Source organism: Aeromonas sp. S16(2024) (genome assembly GCF_041403065.1).
Classification (GTDB): domain Bacteria; phylum Pseudomonadota; class Gammaproteobacteria; order Enterobacterales; family Aeromonadaceae; genus Aeromonas.
Genome location: NZ_JBGLQX010000003.1, coordinates 229370 through 244796 on the forward strand (window position 1 = coordinate 229370; position 15427 = coordinate 244796).

Below are 15427 nucleotides of genomic sequence, written 5' to 3' on the forward strand. Positions count from 1 at the left end.
TCTTGCTCACTCCTTGCGTTTACTTGCTCAGGCTATGCCCTTGCAGTCGGCACTCAACGAATTTACCTTAGACTAACAACTCATTTACGTTTACGCTAACGTAAACTTAAATCACGAATGGACTGACCAGTTTCCCTCCGTTTCGGAGGCGCGAGACGGGTGAGCACCAGAGACCAAGGAGAGCAAGGATGCATGCCCTGATGGATGAAACCCTCCGCGCCCTGACCGAACAGGTCGAGGCCTTCTGCCAACAAGTGATAGCACCGCGCGCCGCCGAGATTGACCAGAGCAACGCCTTCCCCCGCGATCTCTGGCCAAAGATGGGTGAGCTCGGACTGCACGGCATCACGGTGGCGGAAGAGTATGAGGGGGTGGATCTGGGTTATCTCGCCCATGTGCTGGTGATGGAGCAGGTGAGCCGCGCCAGCGCCTCGGTCGGCCTCTCCTACGGCGCCCACTCCAACCTCTGCATCAACCAGATCCACCGCCACGGCACCCCTGATCAGAAGGCCCGCTATTTGCCTGATCTGGTCAGTGGCAAGCACGTGGGGGCGCTGGCCATGAGCGAGCCGGGGGCCGGATCCGACGTGGTCAGCATGCGCCTCACCGCTGTGCGCGAGGGGGATCACTTCGTGCTGAACGGCAACAAGATGTGGATCACCAACGGCCCGGATGCGGACACCTTCGTCATCTATGCCAAGACGGATCCGGCCGCCGGGGCCAAGGGGATCTCCGCCTTCATCGTCGAGGCGGGCACCCCGGGATTCACCACGGCCCAGAAGCTCGACAAGCTCGGCATGCGCGGCTCCAGCACCTGCGAGCTGGTGTTCGACCACTGCCCCGTGCCGGCAGAGAACCTGCTCGGCGCCCTGCACGGCGGGGCCCGGGTGCTGATGAGCGGCCTCGACTACGAGCGGGTGGTGCTGGCCGCCGGTCCCCTTGGGATCATGCAGGCCTGCATGGACGTGGTGCTGCCCTATGTGCGCGAGCGCAAGCAGTTCGGTCAGGCCATCGGCGACTTCCAGCTGGTGCAGGGCAAGCTCGCCGACATGTATACCCGCCTCGCCAGCAGCCGCGCCCTGGTCTATTCGGTGGCAAGCGCCTGCGATCAGGGCCATACCAGCCGCAAGGATTGCGCCGCCGCCATCCTCTTTGCCGCCGAGAACGCCACCCAGATGGCGCTCGATGCCATCCAGCTGCTCGGCGGCAACGGCTACATCAACGAATACCCCACCGGCCGCCTGCTGCGGGACGCCAAGCTCTACGAGATAGGGGCCGGCACCTCGGAGATCCGCCGCTGGCTCATCGGCCGCGAGCTGATGGGAGATAACCCATGATGCTGCTCTCTTTGCCCCCTGCCATTGGCAGCAACAACCAGATGGGAGAGAACCCATGAGCCAGATCCACTCCCGCCTGGATACCACCAGCGCCGAGTTTGCCGCCAATCGGGAGGCCATGCAGGCCCTGGTGGCGGAGCTCAACGCCCGCCTCGCCGAGATAGCCCAGGGCGGCGGGGCGGCCAACAACGCCCGCCATCAGGGTCGTGGCAAGTTGCTGCCCCGCGAGCGTATCAATCAATTGCTGGACCCGGGCTCCCCCTTCCTCGAGCTCTCGGCCCTGGCCGCCTGGCAGGTCTATGAGGAAGCCGTGCCCGCCGCCGGCATCATCACCGGGCTCGGCCAGATCGCGGGCCGGCTCTGCCTGCTGGTGGTGAACGACGCCACCGTCAAGGGGGGCACCTACTACCCGCTCACGGTGAAAAAGCACCTGCGGGCCCAGGCCATCGCCGAGCGGCTGCGCCTCCCCTGCCTCTATCTGGTGGATTCCGGCGGCGCCTTCCTCCCCATGCAGGACGAGGTGTTCCCCGATCGGGAGCACTTTGGCCGCATCTTCTACAACCAGGCCCGGATGTCGGCCCAGAACATCCCCCAGCTCGCCGTGGTGATGGGGCTGTGCACCGCAGGGGGCGCCTATGTGCCCGCCATGGCGGATGAATCCATCATGGTCAGGGAGCAGGCCACCATCTTTCTGGCGGGCCCGCCCCTGGTCAAAGCGGCCACCGGCGAGGAGATCAGCGCCGAGGCCCTGGGGGGCGCCCTGGTGCACTGCGCCCACTCCGGGGTGGCAGACCACCTGGCCGAGGACGACGCCCATGCCCTGGCCATCGCCCGCAACCTGGTGAGCAATCTGGGGGAAAACCGCATGCCAGCCTCGGGCTTGCCTGGGTGCCACCCGAGCTACGAGGAACCCCTCTACCCCATAGAGGAGCTCTACGGCCTGGTGGGCACCAGCCTCAAGCGCCCCTATGACGCCCGGGAGCTCATCGCCCGCCTGGTGGATGGCTCCGTGTTCGACGAATTCAAGGCGCTGTTCGGCACCACGCTCGTCACCGGGTTTTCCCGCATCCAGGGCATGCCCGTGGGGATCCTCGCCAACAACGGCGTGCTCCACAGCGACAGCGCCCAGAAAGGGGCCCACTTCATCCAGCTGTGCAACAAGCGCGCCATTCCCCTGCTGTTCCTGCAGAACATCACCGGCTTTATGGTGGGCAGTGCCGCCGAGCGAGAAGGCATCGCCAAGCACGGCGCCAAGCTGGTCACCGCCGTCGCCTGCAGCCGGGTGCCCAAGATCACCCTGATCGTCGGCGGCAGCTTCGGCGCCGGCAACTACGGCATGTGCGGCCGCGCCTATGAGCCCGACTTTCTGTTCAGCTGGCCGGGCAGCCGCATCTCCGTCATGGGGGGCGAGCAGGCGGCCAACGTGCTGGTGCAGGTACGCCGGGACAAGCTGGCGGCCGACGGCAAGACCCTGGGGGAGCAGGAGGCGGACGCCATCCGCGCCCCCGTCATCGCGCAGTATGAACGCCAGGGACACCCCTACTACGCCAGCGCCAGGCTCTGGGATGACGGCGTCATCGATCCCGCCCAGAGCCGCACAGTGCTGGCCCTGGCGCTGGCCGCCTGCCAGGGTGCCAAGCCCGGGCCCGAGCAATACGGCATCTTCAGGATGTAAGGAGTTCGACATGTCCGATCCACTGTGCAATGACCCCCTGGCTGGCTGCCGGCTGGAACGCCACGGCCCGCTGGTTGAGCTGGTGCTGGCGCGCCCCGCTCGCCACAACGCCCTCGATGCCGATCTGATGCAGGAGCTGCTCGATTGCCTGGATGATCTGGCCCATCGCCACGGCCAGCCCCTGGCCGAACGCCCCCATGTCCTGCTGCTGCGGGCAGAGGGCAGACACTTTTGCGCCGGTGCCGATCTCAACTGGATGCGCAACCAGCTTCAGGGCGACTTCGATCCCAGCTCGTTTGAAAAGAACCGGGAGGATGCCCGGGTGCTGGCCAGGTTGATGCAAGCCCTGGACGAGCTGCCCTTCCCCACTGTGGCCCTGGTGCAGGGGGCGGCCTATGGCGGAGCGCTCGGTCTGCTCTGTGCCTGTGACATCGTACTGGCCAGCGACGACGCCCGCTTCTGCCTCTCCGAGGTGAGCCTGGGGCTGGTGCCTGCGGTGATCAGCCCCTATGTGGTGCGTGCCATGGGGATGCGCCAGGCCCGCCGCTACATGCTGAGCGCCGAGCCCTTCGATGCCATCACCGCCTGCCGCCTCAACGTGGCGCACCGGCTCTGTGCGCCGGAGCAACTGCTCTCTGAGGGGCGGGCCTTAGGCATGCGTCTGTGCCGCAACGGCCCGGAGGCGATGAAGGAGACCAAGCGACTGCTGGCCGCCATCGAGCACCAGCCAGGTCATCAACACGAAGAGATAACCGTCGAGACCATAGCCCGGGTGCGGGTCGGACTCGAAGCCCAGGAGGGGATGCAGGCCTTCTTCGACAAGCGCCCCCCCAGCTGGCGCCCCCGTTTCAAGGATGAGACATGACTCAATACCAGCCCATCAAACGCCTGCTGATCGCCAACCGTGGCGAAATCGCGGTGCGTATCATCCAGACCGCACGTCGCCTCGGCATTCACACCATCGCCCTCTACTCGGACGCCGACGCCCGCGCCATGCACGTGCGGGAAGCGGACGAGGCCTGGCACCTGGGGCCCGCCCCCGCGCGGGAAAGCTACCTCGACGCGGCCAGGGTGCTGACAATTGCCCGCGAGGCCGGGGCCGATGCCGTGCACCCCGGCTACGGTTTTCTGTCGGAGAACAGCGACTTTGCCAGCGCCTGTGCACAACAGGGGCTGCGCTTTATCGGCCCGAGCGGCGCCGCCATCCTCGCCATGGGGGACAAATCCGGCGCCAAGGCGCTGATGCAGGCGGCCGGCGTCCCCGTGCTGCCCGGCTATCACGGCGCGGATCAGACGCAGGCCTTGCTGCGTGATCAGGCGCACCAGGTCGGCTTTCCGCTTCTTATCAAGGCCGCCAGCGGCGGCGGTGGCAAGGGGATGCGCCGGGTCGAGCAGATAGACGAGTTTGACGCCGCCCTGGCGGCGGTGAAACGGGAAGCCCTGGCCGCCTTCGGGGATGACAGGGTGCTGCTCGAGCGCTACCTCCCCCGCGCCCGCCATGTGGAGGTGCAGATCTTCGCCGATACCCTGGGCCACGCCATCTACCTGGGGGACAGGGACTGCTCCTTGCAGCGCCGCCACCAGAAGGTGATCGAAGAGGCCCCCGCCCCCAACATAGCCCCGGCGCTTCGCCGCGCCATGGGCGAGGCCGCCGTGGCCGCCGCCCGGGCCATCGACTATGTGGGGGCCGGCACCATCGAGTTTCTGCTGTGCGAGGATGAGTTCTTCTTCATGGAGATGAACACCCGGCTGCAGGTGGAGCACCCGGTCACCGAGGCCGTCACCGGCCAGGATCTGGTGGCCTGGCAGCTGGCGGTCGCCGAGGGCCAGCCGCTGCCCCTCACCCAGGAGGAGGTGGTGCTGGGCGGCCATGCGGTGGAGGCGCGCCTCTACGCCGAGGACGTCGGGGCAGGCTTCTTGCCCGCCAGCGGCCCCATCCAGTGGCTCCACTGGCCACAGGGGGTGCGCATCGATACCGGTGTGAGCGCCGGTGATGAGGTGAGCCCCTATTACGATCCCATGATCGCCAAGCTGATCGCCCACGGTCAGAGCCGCGCCGAGTCCTTCGCCAGACTGGCCGATGCCCTGGCGGCCCTGAGCCTCGGCCCCCTGGTGCACAATGGCCCGCTGCTGCTGCGTCTGTGCGAGGAGCCGGACGTGCTGGCCATGGCGCACCACACCCAGTGGCCCATTCCGACCGACTCGCTGGCCATACCGGACCTCGCCTGGCCGCTGGCCACCCTCTGGCTCGCCAGTCGCACCGGCCCCTCCCCCTGGCAGCAGGCCCCCGGTTTTCGGCTGGGCGGGAGCAGGAGCCTGACGGCGGCGGTGCGGATCGGCGAGGAGGCCCGGGTGCTGACCCTGGCCGAGCGCGCCGGTCGGCTCACATGGCAGGGGGAAACCTGCCCCTATGAGCTCGGCACTGATTTTGTCCGCCTGCAGCAGGCGGGCCGCTGGGTGCGCTGCCCCGTCACCCCGGTGGCAAAGGCTGCCTTCGTACTGCACCTGGATGGCAGGCGCATTCCCTTCGCTGCCGATGATCGGCGCCACAGACCGCATCATGATCACGACGGGGCCCAGGGCGCCGTGGCCCCCATGCACGGCATCGTGGTGGCGCTGCTGGTCGAGGTCGGGCAACCCGTCGGCAAGGGGCAGCCCCTGCTGGTACTGGAGGCAATGAAGATGGAACACGTCTTGAAAGCAGACAAGGAGGGGGTGATCACCGCCCTCTCCTGCCGCCAGGGGGAGCAGGTGAGCCAGGGCGCCGTGCTGGTGCACTTTGCCGACCCGAACACAGAGAACGCCGAGGGAGGCGCAGCATGAGCAAGGAGCATGGCACCCCCGTCGACAGGGTCAGCCTGGTGGAGGTGGGGCCCCGGGATGGGCTGCAGAACGAACCCCGCCTGTTGTCGCTGGCGCAGCGGCTTCTGCTTATCAACCGTCTCGCCGAGAGCGGCCTGCAACGGATCGAGGTGGGGGCCTTCGTCTCCCCGAAGCGAGTGCCGCAAATGGCGGACTCCGCCGAACTGTTCAAGGCGCTGCCCCGCAAGGGCGCGACCCGCTATGGCGCCCTGGTGCCCAATTTGCAGGGCTTGCAGGCCGCAATCCAGGCCAGGGTCGACGAGATTGGCCTCTTCACCGCCTGCTCAGACGGCTTCACCCGCGCCAACATCGGCATCGGCGTCGAAGAGTCACTGATCCGCTTCGCCCCTCTGGTGACGGAGGCACGCCGCCTCGGCATCAAGGTGAGGGGTTACCTCTCCACCGTCATCGCCTGCCCCTATGACGGCCCGACCCGCCCGAAACGGGTCGCCGCCCTGGCCGAGCGGCTGCTGGATCTCGGCTGCCACGAGATCTCGCTGGGCGACACCATAGGAACAGGTACCCCGGGCACCGTAGCCCCCATGCTGGATGCGGTGCTGCACGAAGTGCCGGCCGGCCGGCTCGCGGTGCACTTTCACGACACCTATGGCCAGGGGCTCGCCAACCTGCTGCCGGCGCTCGAGCGCGGCATCCGCACCATAGACTGCTCGGTGGCGGGGCTGGGTGGCTGCCCCTATGCCCCCGGGGCCTCCGGCAACGTCGCCTCGGAGGAGGTGGTCTATCTGCTGCACGGCCTTGGCATGAGCACAGGGGTGAACCTCGACAAGCTGGCCGCCACCGGCCAATGGGTGAGCGAGCAGCTCGGCCGCCCCAACGGCTCGCGGGTCGGGCAGGCGCTCCACGCCAGGGCCAGAGAGCTGCAACCAGGACTCGATGAGATAGCACAAGGAGAGTGCCATGACCCCTGAAAGCGCCCCCGCCGGGGAGAAGAGCGGCAGCATGTCGTCATGTCAGGAGGTTGACCCATGCAGGATCAGGCCATGAGAGGCGGCAGTTTCTGCGGCAAGGAGAGAACCTACAGCATCTCCGAGCTGGCTCAGGAGTTCGACATCACCCCGCGCACCATCCGCTACTACGAGGACGAGGGGCTGATTACCCCGGCCCGGGAGGGACAGACCCGCATCTACAGCCACAAGGACAGGATCCGCCTGAAATTGACCCTGCGTGGCAAGCGGCTCGGCTTCAGCCTGGCGGAGATCCGCGAGCTGTTCGACATGTATGACACCGACCGCTCGAGCCGGATGCAGCTGCACTCCATGATCCAGCTCATCGAGGCGCGGCGCCACTCCCTGCGGCAACAGCTCGAAGACATCCAGATGGTGATGGCCGAGCTGGATGCCGCCGAGCAGCGCTGCATCCACTCCCTGAGCGGCTTGAAAACCGACGCGGACTGACCCGCTACGGGGACCTTTGCCCCCCGCACAGATGGGGCCAGGGTGCAGGCAGGCGACTCTGGCCCTGACAAGGCTCGTCTGCTTCAAGGCCTGACTCCGCACACCCCGCTGGCCTGCGCCGACCACCCGAGTTGGCGCGAAAGGCTGCCGACGGCTCAATCCCCAACCCATCCCGAACAGCAAGAAGGCCGCTCGGCCAAAAAGAGTCCCCACCTGGCACGGGAGGCCGAGCCTTGCTCGATAATTCAGCTAACCCGGACAGAGTAAGGCGCAGCCCGAGAGCCATACCATGATCGAACGGCGATTAATTGCTACCATGTGCGCATCCAATGGAGACCATCATGCTCAAGCCTCTGCCCGCTCGCCTGTTGCGTTACGCCCTCTATCTTGTCGCGCTCTTGCTCATCTGCGTCACCATCTTGCTCTGGCAAGCCCCCAACCTCATCCAGCGCCACCTGCCGGGCTGGCTCGCCACCCATTATGGGCTGCAGCTCACCCTGGGAAAGATAGAGGTCGGGCTGCGCTCCCCCTCCCTCACCCTGGGGCCCAGCGCCCTGCTCGATGAGCGGCAGCAGCCCCTGGTGTCGTTCGAAGAGCTGCGGCTCATCCCCAGGCTGAAGGAGAGCTGGCGCCAGAGAGCCCTGGTGCTGGAGGAGCTGACCCTGACCACCCCCAAGGTGAGCCTGGTGCGCCTGGCGGATAACAAGGGAGAGGCCAGTTTCAACCTGACCGAGGCCCTGACCCCCCTGCTCGACGCCCTGCAGACCAGCGAGCCAGCGCCATCGACCGGCGAGCCCCTGGTGGTGAGCATCGGCAAGCTGGCCCTGGTCCAGGGGCAATTCCACTACCGCGATAGCCGCAAGCAGCGCAGCCCGGGCTGGGTACCTCCCCTGACGCTGGGCAAGATCGCCCTGCAACTGCCCGATTTTTCCAGCACGCCGACGGCCCTCAACCCCTATCGGCTGAGTGCGACCCTCAATGAGAAGAGCCCCCTCAAGGCCGACGGTGAGTTCAACATCATGACGGGGGCCGGCAAGGGGCAGCTCAGCCTCGGCAAGCTGGCCCTCGCCCCCTTGGCCCCGCTCTGGGCCCCTTATGTCAAGGCCACACTGGCCAAGGGAGAGGCCAGCGCCGAGCTGGCGTACCGGCTCACATCCGGCAAGCAGGGGCTGACATGGCAGATCGCCAAGGGCAAGCTGACCCTGGCCAACTGGCAGCTCAAGGGGGCCAAGGGGGGCGAATTTGCCCGTTTCAACCAGCTGGCCATGACCGGGATCCGGGTCGATGGCAGCAAGCAGAGCCTTGAGCTGGATACCGCCACCCTCAAGACCCCCGCCGTCACCGCCGTGCTCGACCACCAGCAGCAGTTGGACCTCGCGGATCTTCTGATCCCCCAGCCAGCCCCCAAACCGGACAAGAAACCGGCCAAACCCGCCAAGCCCTGGCGCTGGCAACTCAAACAGGCCCGCATCAGCCAGGGGGCGCTCAAGCTGACCGAGTCCAGCAGCGGCAAGCCCCTGCTGCGGGAGCTCTCGGGATTGGAGCTCACCCTGGGGCCCCTCGGCAGCCAGCCCGGCCAGAGCAGCCCCCTCACCCTGACCGGCACCCTGCATCCCCAGGCGACATTGGCCTTTGATGGCACCCTGGATCTTAGCCCCTTCGCCCTGAACGGCACCCTCAAGCAGCAGGGCCTGCCGCTCACCCTGGCCCAGCCCTACCTGCAGGATCTGCTGCGCATCAGCGTGCGGGACGGCCGGCTTGCCAGCCGCACCCGGCTGGACCTTGCCACCGATGACAAGGGGGCCCTCAGCAAGCTGGAACTGAGCGGCGGGCTCGACATCGAGGGGCTCAACGTGCTGGATCGGGCCGACAACCAGCGACTGCTGCAGATAGAGAAGCTGCAACTGAGCGGCCTGCACTATGACGGCATCGGTCAGCAGCTGAAGATAGCCGACATCCTGCTGAGCAAGCCCTTCGCCCGCATCGAGATCAATGAGGAGGGCGTCACCAACGTCCAGCAGTTGCTGCTGCCGCAACCGGCCAGCAAGCAGAGCGCGCCCGCACCGCATATCCTCATCGACCAGGTCCGCACCACCCAGGGCAACCTGCGTTTCGCCGATCGCAGCCTGAGCCCGGAGTTCGTGGTGGACATCGCCTCCCTCGCGGGCCAGAGCCGCCACATCACCAATGTCCCGGGGCAGCGCTCCGAGCTCGACTTCAACGGCAAGGTGGACAGATACGCCCCGGTGACCATCAAGGGGGGCGCCAACCTGCTGATCGACGATCCCGTGCTCGACGTCGCCGTGGCCTTCAACAACCTGGAGCTCACCACCTTCACCCCCTACTCCAGCACCTATGCCGGCTACGCCATCGACAAGGGGCAGCTCTCCATGAAGCTCAACTACAAGTTGCAGGGCAACCGGCTGGAGGGGGACAACGACATCACCATCAAGAAGCTGCAGCTCGGCGAGAAGGTCAAGAGCGAGCAGGCCAGGGATCTGCCGCTGGGGCTCGCCATCGCCCTGCTGAGCGACGCCAGCGGCGTCATCAAGATGAACCTCAAGGTGAAGGGCAACCTGGATCAACCGGATTTCAGCCTGGGCAACATCTTCTGGGACGTGCTCGGCAACACCTTGAGCAAAGCCATCACCTCCCCCTTCTCCCTGCTGGCGTCCCTGACAGGGGGCACCCAGGATCTCGATGAGCTCCCCTTCCTGCCCGGCGATCCCGCCCTCACCCCGACCCAGCAGAGCAAGCTGACCACCCTGGCTCAGGCCCTCAAAGAGAGGCCCAGGCTCAGCATGAACATCCGCGGCAAGGTCAACTTCAACGAAGAGCGCCCCATCCTGCAGCGCCAGAAGCTGGAGCGGGTGCTGGCCAAGATCACCGGCAGCCCGGTGGATCTCGCCCTGCTGGAGCAGGACCCCGCCCTGCAGAGTGCCCTGGCCGAGGCCTATGAGACCAAGTTCAGCGAAAACCTCGGCACCCTGGCTGACCGGCTACAACTCGATGAAGGGAGCGGTGCCCTGCGCACCCAGGCGGTGATCCTGTTGCGGGACCAGCAGCTGATCACCGCCAAGTCCCTGCGCAACCTCGCCATGCGCCGGGCCCAGAACACCAAGGAGTACCTGGTGGATACCCAGGGCATCACGCCGGATCGCCTGTTCGTGCTCGACAGTCAGGTCAAGGAGACCGACAAGGAGGCCAAGGTAGTCCTCACCCTGGACAACTGATCCGCTGGGCGCCAAGGTGGCGCCCTGTTTGTGTCACGACGGCGCAGCTCCTGACGGCAATACTGGCCATTCCCCTGATGCCCTTCCCCCGGATGGCCCCTTCGCAGCCCGTAGCGCCAGCCTGGTTGACCGCCTCCTCTCTTCAACTCGACCTTCAACGCGGCCTTCAACACGAGCAGGGGGCTGCGAGGCTGCGTGCACCTCTCCTCGCACCTTTGCTCCTTGTCCTGCCGCAGGCGAGCTGAGGACTGGCGAGCCCTTCCTTATCCCATGCCGTCTCTCTTCTGGAACTGGGCTGACGAGCCCCGCCTTATTCAATGTCGCCCCTCTCGCCAGCCATGCCGGCAAACCCGCCATTTCGGCCCTCTGTCAATCTGAAGAAATGGCCCAATAGTATTTATATGATGATATTGGGCCATTTCTGTATCTCACCTTTTGCTCACCACAGGGACAGCCCCGTGACCCCGCCTTCCCGTCTCGAGGTGCTTTTTCACCCAGGCAACCCTTGACCTCGTACCTTGTCGGCTTGAGGCGCTTTTTGCCATACGGGGCATGCAAGCACCTCGCTCCGGCTTCCCTGCCCCCCTCTGCCTTGCCAGGGGTATGGAGATAGGATGGAGAGGGCAAACAGATGAACAAGCCAACCCGTCATAAATAGGAGAAGCACACTCTTGTCTGATGGCATATGAAGACATTTTTCAATCAAAAAGAGCCCACAGCCACTGTCCGGTGGTTCCCAAGGCTCCGCCAACCTCAGTTGCCATTACCGTTACCGAGTTTCATCTTGAGGTGCTATTAATACAAAAATGCAACCTTGAAAACGTTTTTCGTTCACCAGCCATCTACCTGAATGGCACGAATGGTTGCCCACTTAAAATTTCCTGTCATTTTTTTACCATTTAGCCCCTCCCCCCCTTGCTCAGGGCCGAGAGGCTGCCTAAAATCGCGCGTCTTTTATCAACCCCCACCTCTATTTTTGGAGAACGCCACGTGAGCGAAAAATTGGCCAACCCTGCCCCTCTGGGTCTGATGGGTTTCGGTATGACCACCATCCTGCTGAACATCCATAACGCAGGTTTCTTCCCCATCAGCGCCATGATCCTGGCCATGGGCCTGTGCTACGGCGGTATGGCACAGATCGTCGCGGGCATCATGGAATACAAACGTGGCAACACCTTCGGTGTCACCGCCTTCATCTCCTACGGTTTCTTCTGGTTGAGCCTGGTGTTCCTGCTGGTGATGCCGACCATGGGTCTGGCCGAAGCCACCCCGCACGCCTACATGGGCTGGTACCTGCTGCTGTGGGGTGTCTTCACCCTGTTCATGCTGGTGGGTACTGTCAACTACCCGCGAGCCAAGCAGTTCGTGTTCGCCTCCCTGACCGTGCTCTTCTTCCTGCTGGCCGCCCGTGACTTCACCGGCAGCACCCTGATCGGCACCATCGCCGGTTTCGAAGGCATCATCTGCGGCGCCAGCGCCATCTACCTGGCCATGGCCACCGTGATCAACGAGCAGTTCGGCCGCACCGTGCTGCCGATTGGCGATCACAAGAAAGCCGCCGCCGTGTCGCTCAAGGCTGCCGCATAATCTGCGAAGACCTGGCGCTCGCGTCCATGCACAAAAGGCACCTTCGGGTGCTTTTTTTCTGTCGCCGCAATGCCGGTCAGCTCTGCTCCTCGGCATCTCCTGCCAGCAACCGGGTGGCCGGGAAGCGGGCGGCAGGCTGCTGACCATAGAAACGCGCGAGCTGCTCGTAGACCGCGGGATAGACGGCCCTCAGGCGCAGGGGCTCGGTGAAGAAGCTCTCGCTGCACACCGCGAAGAACTCGGCGGGGTGGGTGGCGGCATAGGGGTCTATCTGGGTCACCTCTCCCCTGGCCAGCGCTGCATTCATCTCATCGAACGCGCTCTGCAGCGCCTGGGTCCATTGCCGCTGATCCATGCCGCTCGGGAGCGGCGGCCCGCCGTCGGCATCCCCCCCCAGCATGTCGAGCTTGTGCGCCAGCTCGTGGATCACCAGGTTGAAACCATCCCAGTCCCCATCCTGCTGCAACTCGCTCCAGGCCAGCACCAGGGGCCCCTGAGGCCAGGACTCACCAGCGTTCTCCTCCTCCCACTCGCTCACCAGCCCGAACTCGTCCTGCACCTCCTGGCGGCGGGTGACGGGCTCGGGGATGATGATCACCTCGTGAAAGCCGCGATACCACTCCAGCCCCAGATGCAAGATGGGCAACACTGCCTGCAGGGCCAGCACTCCCTGCTGACGGGGGCTGAGCTCGACCCCGAGCTGGGTCAGCGTCTTGCGGGAGAGGAAGTGGCGGGCCAGTTCAATCAGCTGCTGCTCTTCATCGCGGGAGAAGCCTTGCAAGATGGGCACGGCCGCCAGGGCCTGCTGCCACTCCAGCGCCTCGGGGGCATGACGCTCCCCGGGAGAGGAAAGACCGAATACTGCTTTCAACCTGGACCAGAACACACAGACTCCTCATGCCACATCAGAATAATTTCACGAACCGCTTCGGCCGCTCGCCATACCCTTGCGCCAGGTAGAAGCGGTGAGCCCCCTCGCGCTTGAGGCTGCTGGAGAGCTCCAGCTGGCTGCAACCCGAGGCCCGTGCCCGCGCCTCGGCTGCCGCCAACAGCAGGGCACCCATGCCGCCGCCCCTTGCACCTTCATCGACAACCAGCGCCGAGATCAGGCCCCAGGCTGGTGCAAGGTGCATGGGCTGCAGCCGATGCCAGATCAGGACCCCGACCATGTCCCCATGGCGCAGCGCCACCAGCACCTCCCGAGCGGGATCCGGCTCGGCCAGCCGCCCGTCCACCTCCTCGCCCGGGGTGGGATAACCCAGCTGTGCGAACAGCGCCGACAACAGGGCGCCATCCCCCCGCTCGGCGAGACGAATGGTGCAGTCATTTTCTCTCATTGTCACTCCTGGCCTCCTATTTGCACTGTGCCCTGCGGGCCCCTGGATCTGGAAAAGATGCACTTGATGGGTAAGTTCCGAATCTTGTCCAGTTCCACGCACCATTTGTTAATGTCAATTCACAAATTAACAAAGTGACAACACTTTTCACTAGGAAGGGCCGATACAAACCGATATGTTAAATCCCGCGGACTAACCAGTCGAAAGTCCCGCACAATACTGAGTGACCCTCTTGGTCACCACATATTTCCATGTTTAGGGAGCGAGGCACAGACCTCGTCAAGACAGCGCAACAAAGGAGTTGTTGTACATGAATGAGATCGTCAATGCCATCAATGGCGTGATTTGGAGCCCAGCGCTCATCTATCTGTGCCTGGGGGTGGGCCTCTACTTCTCCCTGCGCAGCCGTTTCCTGCAACTGCGCCACATGAAAGAGATGGTACGCCTGATGTTCCGGGGCAAGGGCAACGATGCCGGTGTCTCCTCCTTCCAGGCTCTCTCCATGACCCTGGCCGGCCGGGTCGGTACCGGCAACATCGCCGGTGTCGCCACCGCCATCACCTTCGGGGGCCCGGGCGCGCTGTTCTGGATGTGGATGGTCGCCTTCCTCGGCGCCAGCTCCGCCTTTGTGGAGTCCACCCTGGGTCAGGTCTACAAAGAGAAGATCAACGGTGAATACCGCGGCGGCCCGGCCTTCTACATCGAGAAAGGGCTCGGCATGAAGTGGTACGCCTGGACCTTCGCCATCGCCACCATCTTCGCCTGCGGCGTGCTGCTGCCTGGGGTGCAAGCGAACTCCATCGGCTCCAGCCTGCAGACCGCCTTTGACATCGATCCGAACGTCACCGCCGCCGGTCTGGCGCTGCTGCTCGGCTTCATCATCTTCGGCGGCGTCAAGCGCATCGCCAACTTCGCCAGTACTGTGGTGCCCTTCATGGCGCTCGGCTACATCATCGTCGCCTGCGTCATCATCGCCCTCAACATCGGCCAGCTGCCGGGTGTGATCCTGCTGATCTGGAAGAGCGCCTTCGGGATGGAAGCCGGCTTCGGTGCCATTCTGGGTCTGGCCATCATGTGGGGCGTCAAGCGCGGCGTCTACTCCAACGAAGCGGCACAGGGCACTGGCCCCCACGCCTCCTCCGCCGCCGCGGTGAGCCACCCGGCCAAACAGGGCCTGGTGCAGGCGTTCTCCGTCTACATCGACACCCTGTTCGTCTGCTCCGCCACCGGCTTTATGCTGCTGATCACCGGACTTTATAACGTGCAGGGTCCGGACGGCGCCGCCATCTACACCGGCATCGCCGGCATCGCGGCGGGTCCTGGCTATGTGCAGACCGCCATGGAGAGCATGATGCCCGGCTTTGGCAACTACTTCGTCGCCATCGCCCTGTTCTTCTTCGCGTTCACCACCATAGTGGCCTACTACTACATCGCCGAAACCAACATCGCCTTTGTCAACCGCAAGATAAATCGCCCCTGGCTCACCTTCCTGCTGAAGGTTGCGCTGATGGCTGCCACCGTCTACGGCACCGTCAAGACCGCCGATCTGGCCTGGGGTCTGGGTGACATCGGGGTCGGCCTGATGGCCTGGCTCAACATCGGTGCCATCCTGATGCTGCAAAAGCCCGCCTTCGCCTGCCTCAAGGATTACGAGGCACAGCTGGCACAGGGGGTTGATCCCGTGTTCCACCCGGAGAAGCTCGGCATCAAGAACGCGGATTACTGGATTGACAACCGCGCCGAGGTCAACCTGATGCGCGAACAAACCGGCCACCCCTTCGAGGCGGACCCGGATACCGTCAAGTGATCAGACGGCACAATGCAAAATGGCAGCCCCGGCCTGTCTCTTATACAAAAATCCCCAAGCATTGCTTGGGGATTTTTTTGAACTTCTCTCCCATTCTGTGATCTGAACCTTTCATCGCTCTCTTCCCTGGTTCTAACATGCCCTTCACTCAACCGGCGCAATGGGCGCAGGCAC

Annotated in this window: 11 protein-coding genes; 9 read left to right on the forward strand and 2 right to left on the reverse strand. The window is 64.7% G+C overall.

Annotated elements, in window-relative coordinates; translation table 11 throughout:
- Positions 1-188 precede the first annotated feature (188 nt).
- The 8 genes from ACB030_RS04150 to ACB030_RS04185 all read left to right on the forward strand — a co-directional run bounded on the left by ACB030_RS04150 (position 189) and on the right by ACB030_RS04185 (position 12109).
- Positions 189-1337 carry an isovaleryl-CoA dehydrogenase gene (locus tag ACB030_RS04150; RefSeq protein ID WP_371158243.1) on the forward strand — a complete coding sequence of 383 codons (1149 nt, stop codon included), beginning with the start codon at positions 189-191 and terminating at the stop codon, positions 1335-1337.
- Between the two features lie 55 nt (positions 1338-1392).
- On the forward strand, positions 1393-3012 hold the full coding sequence (locus ACB030_RS04155; protein WP_371158245.1) for a carboxyl transferase domain-containing protein: 1620 nt from the start codon (positions 1393-1395) through the stop codon (positions 3010-3012).
- Between the two features lie 10 nt (positions 3013-3022).
- Complete coding sequence (locus ACB030_RS04160) at positions 3023-3877, forward strand: enoyl-CoA hydratase-related protein (RefSeq protein WP_371158247.1); 855 nt, start codon at positions 3023-3025, stop codon at positions 3875-3877.
- Entirely contained in the window at positions 3874-5835 is a 1962-nt protein-coding gene (locus ACB030_RS04165) for a biotin carboxylase N-terminal domain-containing protein (protein ID WP_371158249.1), read from the forward strand. Before ACB030_RS04160 ends, ACB030_RS04165 begins: the two co-directional genes overlap by 4 nt.
- A complete protein-coding gene (locus tag ACB030_RS04170) occupies positions 5832-6803 on the forward strand; it encodes a hydroxymethylglutaryl-CoA lyase (RefSeq protein WP_371158251.1) in 972 nt (323 codons plus the stop codon). The genes ACB030_RS04165 and ACB030_RS04170 overlap by 4 nt, the downstream gene beginning before the upstream one ends.
- Positions 6804-6875: 72 nt before the next feature.
- Positions 6876-7289, forward strand: a complete 414-nt coding sequence (locus ACB030_RS04175) for a MerR family DNA-binding transcriptional regulator (protein WP_371158253.1) — start codon at positions 6876-6878, stop codon at positions 7287-7289.
- Between the two features lie 329 nt (positions 7290-7618).
- Positions 7619-10522, forward strand: a complete 2904-nt coding sequence (locus ACB030_RS04180) for a DUF748 domain-containing protein (protein ID WP_371158255.1) — start codon at positions 7619-7621, stop codon at positions 10520-10522.
- A gap of 990 nt (positions 10523-11512) precedes the next feature.
- On the forward strand, positions 11513-12109 hold the full coding sequence (locus ACB030_RS04185) for an acetate uptake transporter (RefSeq protein ID WP_205641646.1): 597 nt from the start codon (positions 11513-11515) through the stop codon (positions 12107-12109).
- A gap of 76 nt (positions 12110-12185) precedes the next feature.
- On the opposite strand, the gene ACB030_RS04190 is transcribed toward ACB030_RS04185, so the two are convergent.
- Together ACB030_RS04190 and ACB030_RS04195 are read right to left on the reverse strand one after the other, a co-directional pair.
- Positions 12186-12995, reverse strand: coding sequence for a zinc-dependent peptidase (locus tag ACB030_RS04190; protein WP_371158257.1), 810 nt, complete (start codon positions 12993-12995; stop codon positions 12186-12188).
- Positions 12996-13014: 19 nt separating this feature from the next.
- A complete protein-coding gene (locus tag ACB030_RS04195) occupies positions 13015-13446 on the reverse strand; it encodes a GNAT family N-acetyltransferase (RefSeq protein WP_371158259.1) in 432 nt (143 codons plus the stop codon).
- Between the two features lie 310 nt (positions 13447-13756).
- Between ACB030_RS04195 and ACB030_RS04200 the strand changes: the two genes are divergently transcribed.
- Positions 13757-15253 (forward strand): alanine/glycine:cation symporter family protein, encoded by a 1497-nt coding sequence (locus tag ACB030_RS04200; protein ID WP_371158261.1) that lies wholly within the window; start codon positions 13757-13759, stop codon positions 15251-15253.
- Positions 15254-15427 lie beyond the last annotated feature (174 nt).

Bases quoted from the DNA above. Each gene is read 5' to 3' on its own strand.
- ACB030_RS04160 (WP_371158247.1), top strand. From the start codon at position 3,023: ATGTCCGATCCACTGTGCAATGACCCCCTGGCTGGCTGCCGGCTGGAA.
- ACB030_RS04180 (WP_371158255.1), top strand. From the start codon at position 7,619: ATGGAGACCATCATGCTCAAGCCTCTGCCCGCTCGCCTGTTGCGTTAC.
- ACB030_RS04155 (WP_371158245.1), top strand. From the start codon at position 1,393: ATGAGCCAGATCCACTCCCGCCTGGATACCACCAGCGCCGAGTTTGCC.
- ACB030_RS04200 (WP_371158261.1), top strand. From the start codon at position 13,757: ATGAATGAGATCGTCAATGCCATCAATGGCGTGATTTGGAGCCCAGCG.
- ACB030_RS04170 (WP_371158251.1), top strand. From the start codon at position 5,832: ATGAGCAAGGAGCATGGCACCCCCGTCGACAGGGTCAGCCTGGTGGAG.
- ACB030_RS04195 (WP_371158259.1), bottom strand. From the start codon at position 13,446: ATGAGAGAAAATGACTGCACCATTCGTCTCGCCGAGCGGGGGGATGGC.
- ACB030_RS04175 (WP_371158253.1), top strand. From the start codon at position 6,876: ATGAGAGGCGGCAGTTTCTGCGGCAAGGAGAGAACCTACAGCATCTCC.
- ACB030_RS04165 (WP_371158249.1), top strand. From the start codon at position 3,874: ATGACTCAATACCAGCCCATCAAACGCCTGCTGATCGCCAACCGTGGC.
- ACB030_RS04150 (WP_371158243.1), top strand. From the start codon at position 189: ATGCATGCCCTGATGGATGAAACCCTCCGCGCCCTGACCGAACAGGTC.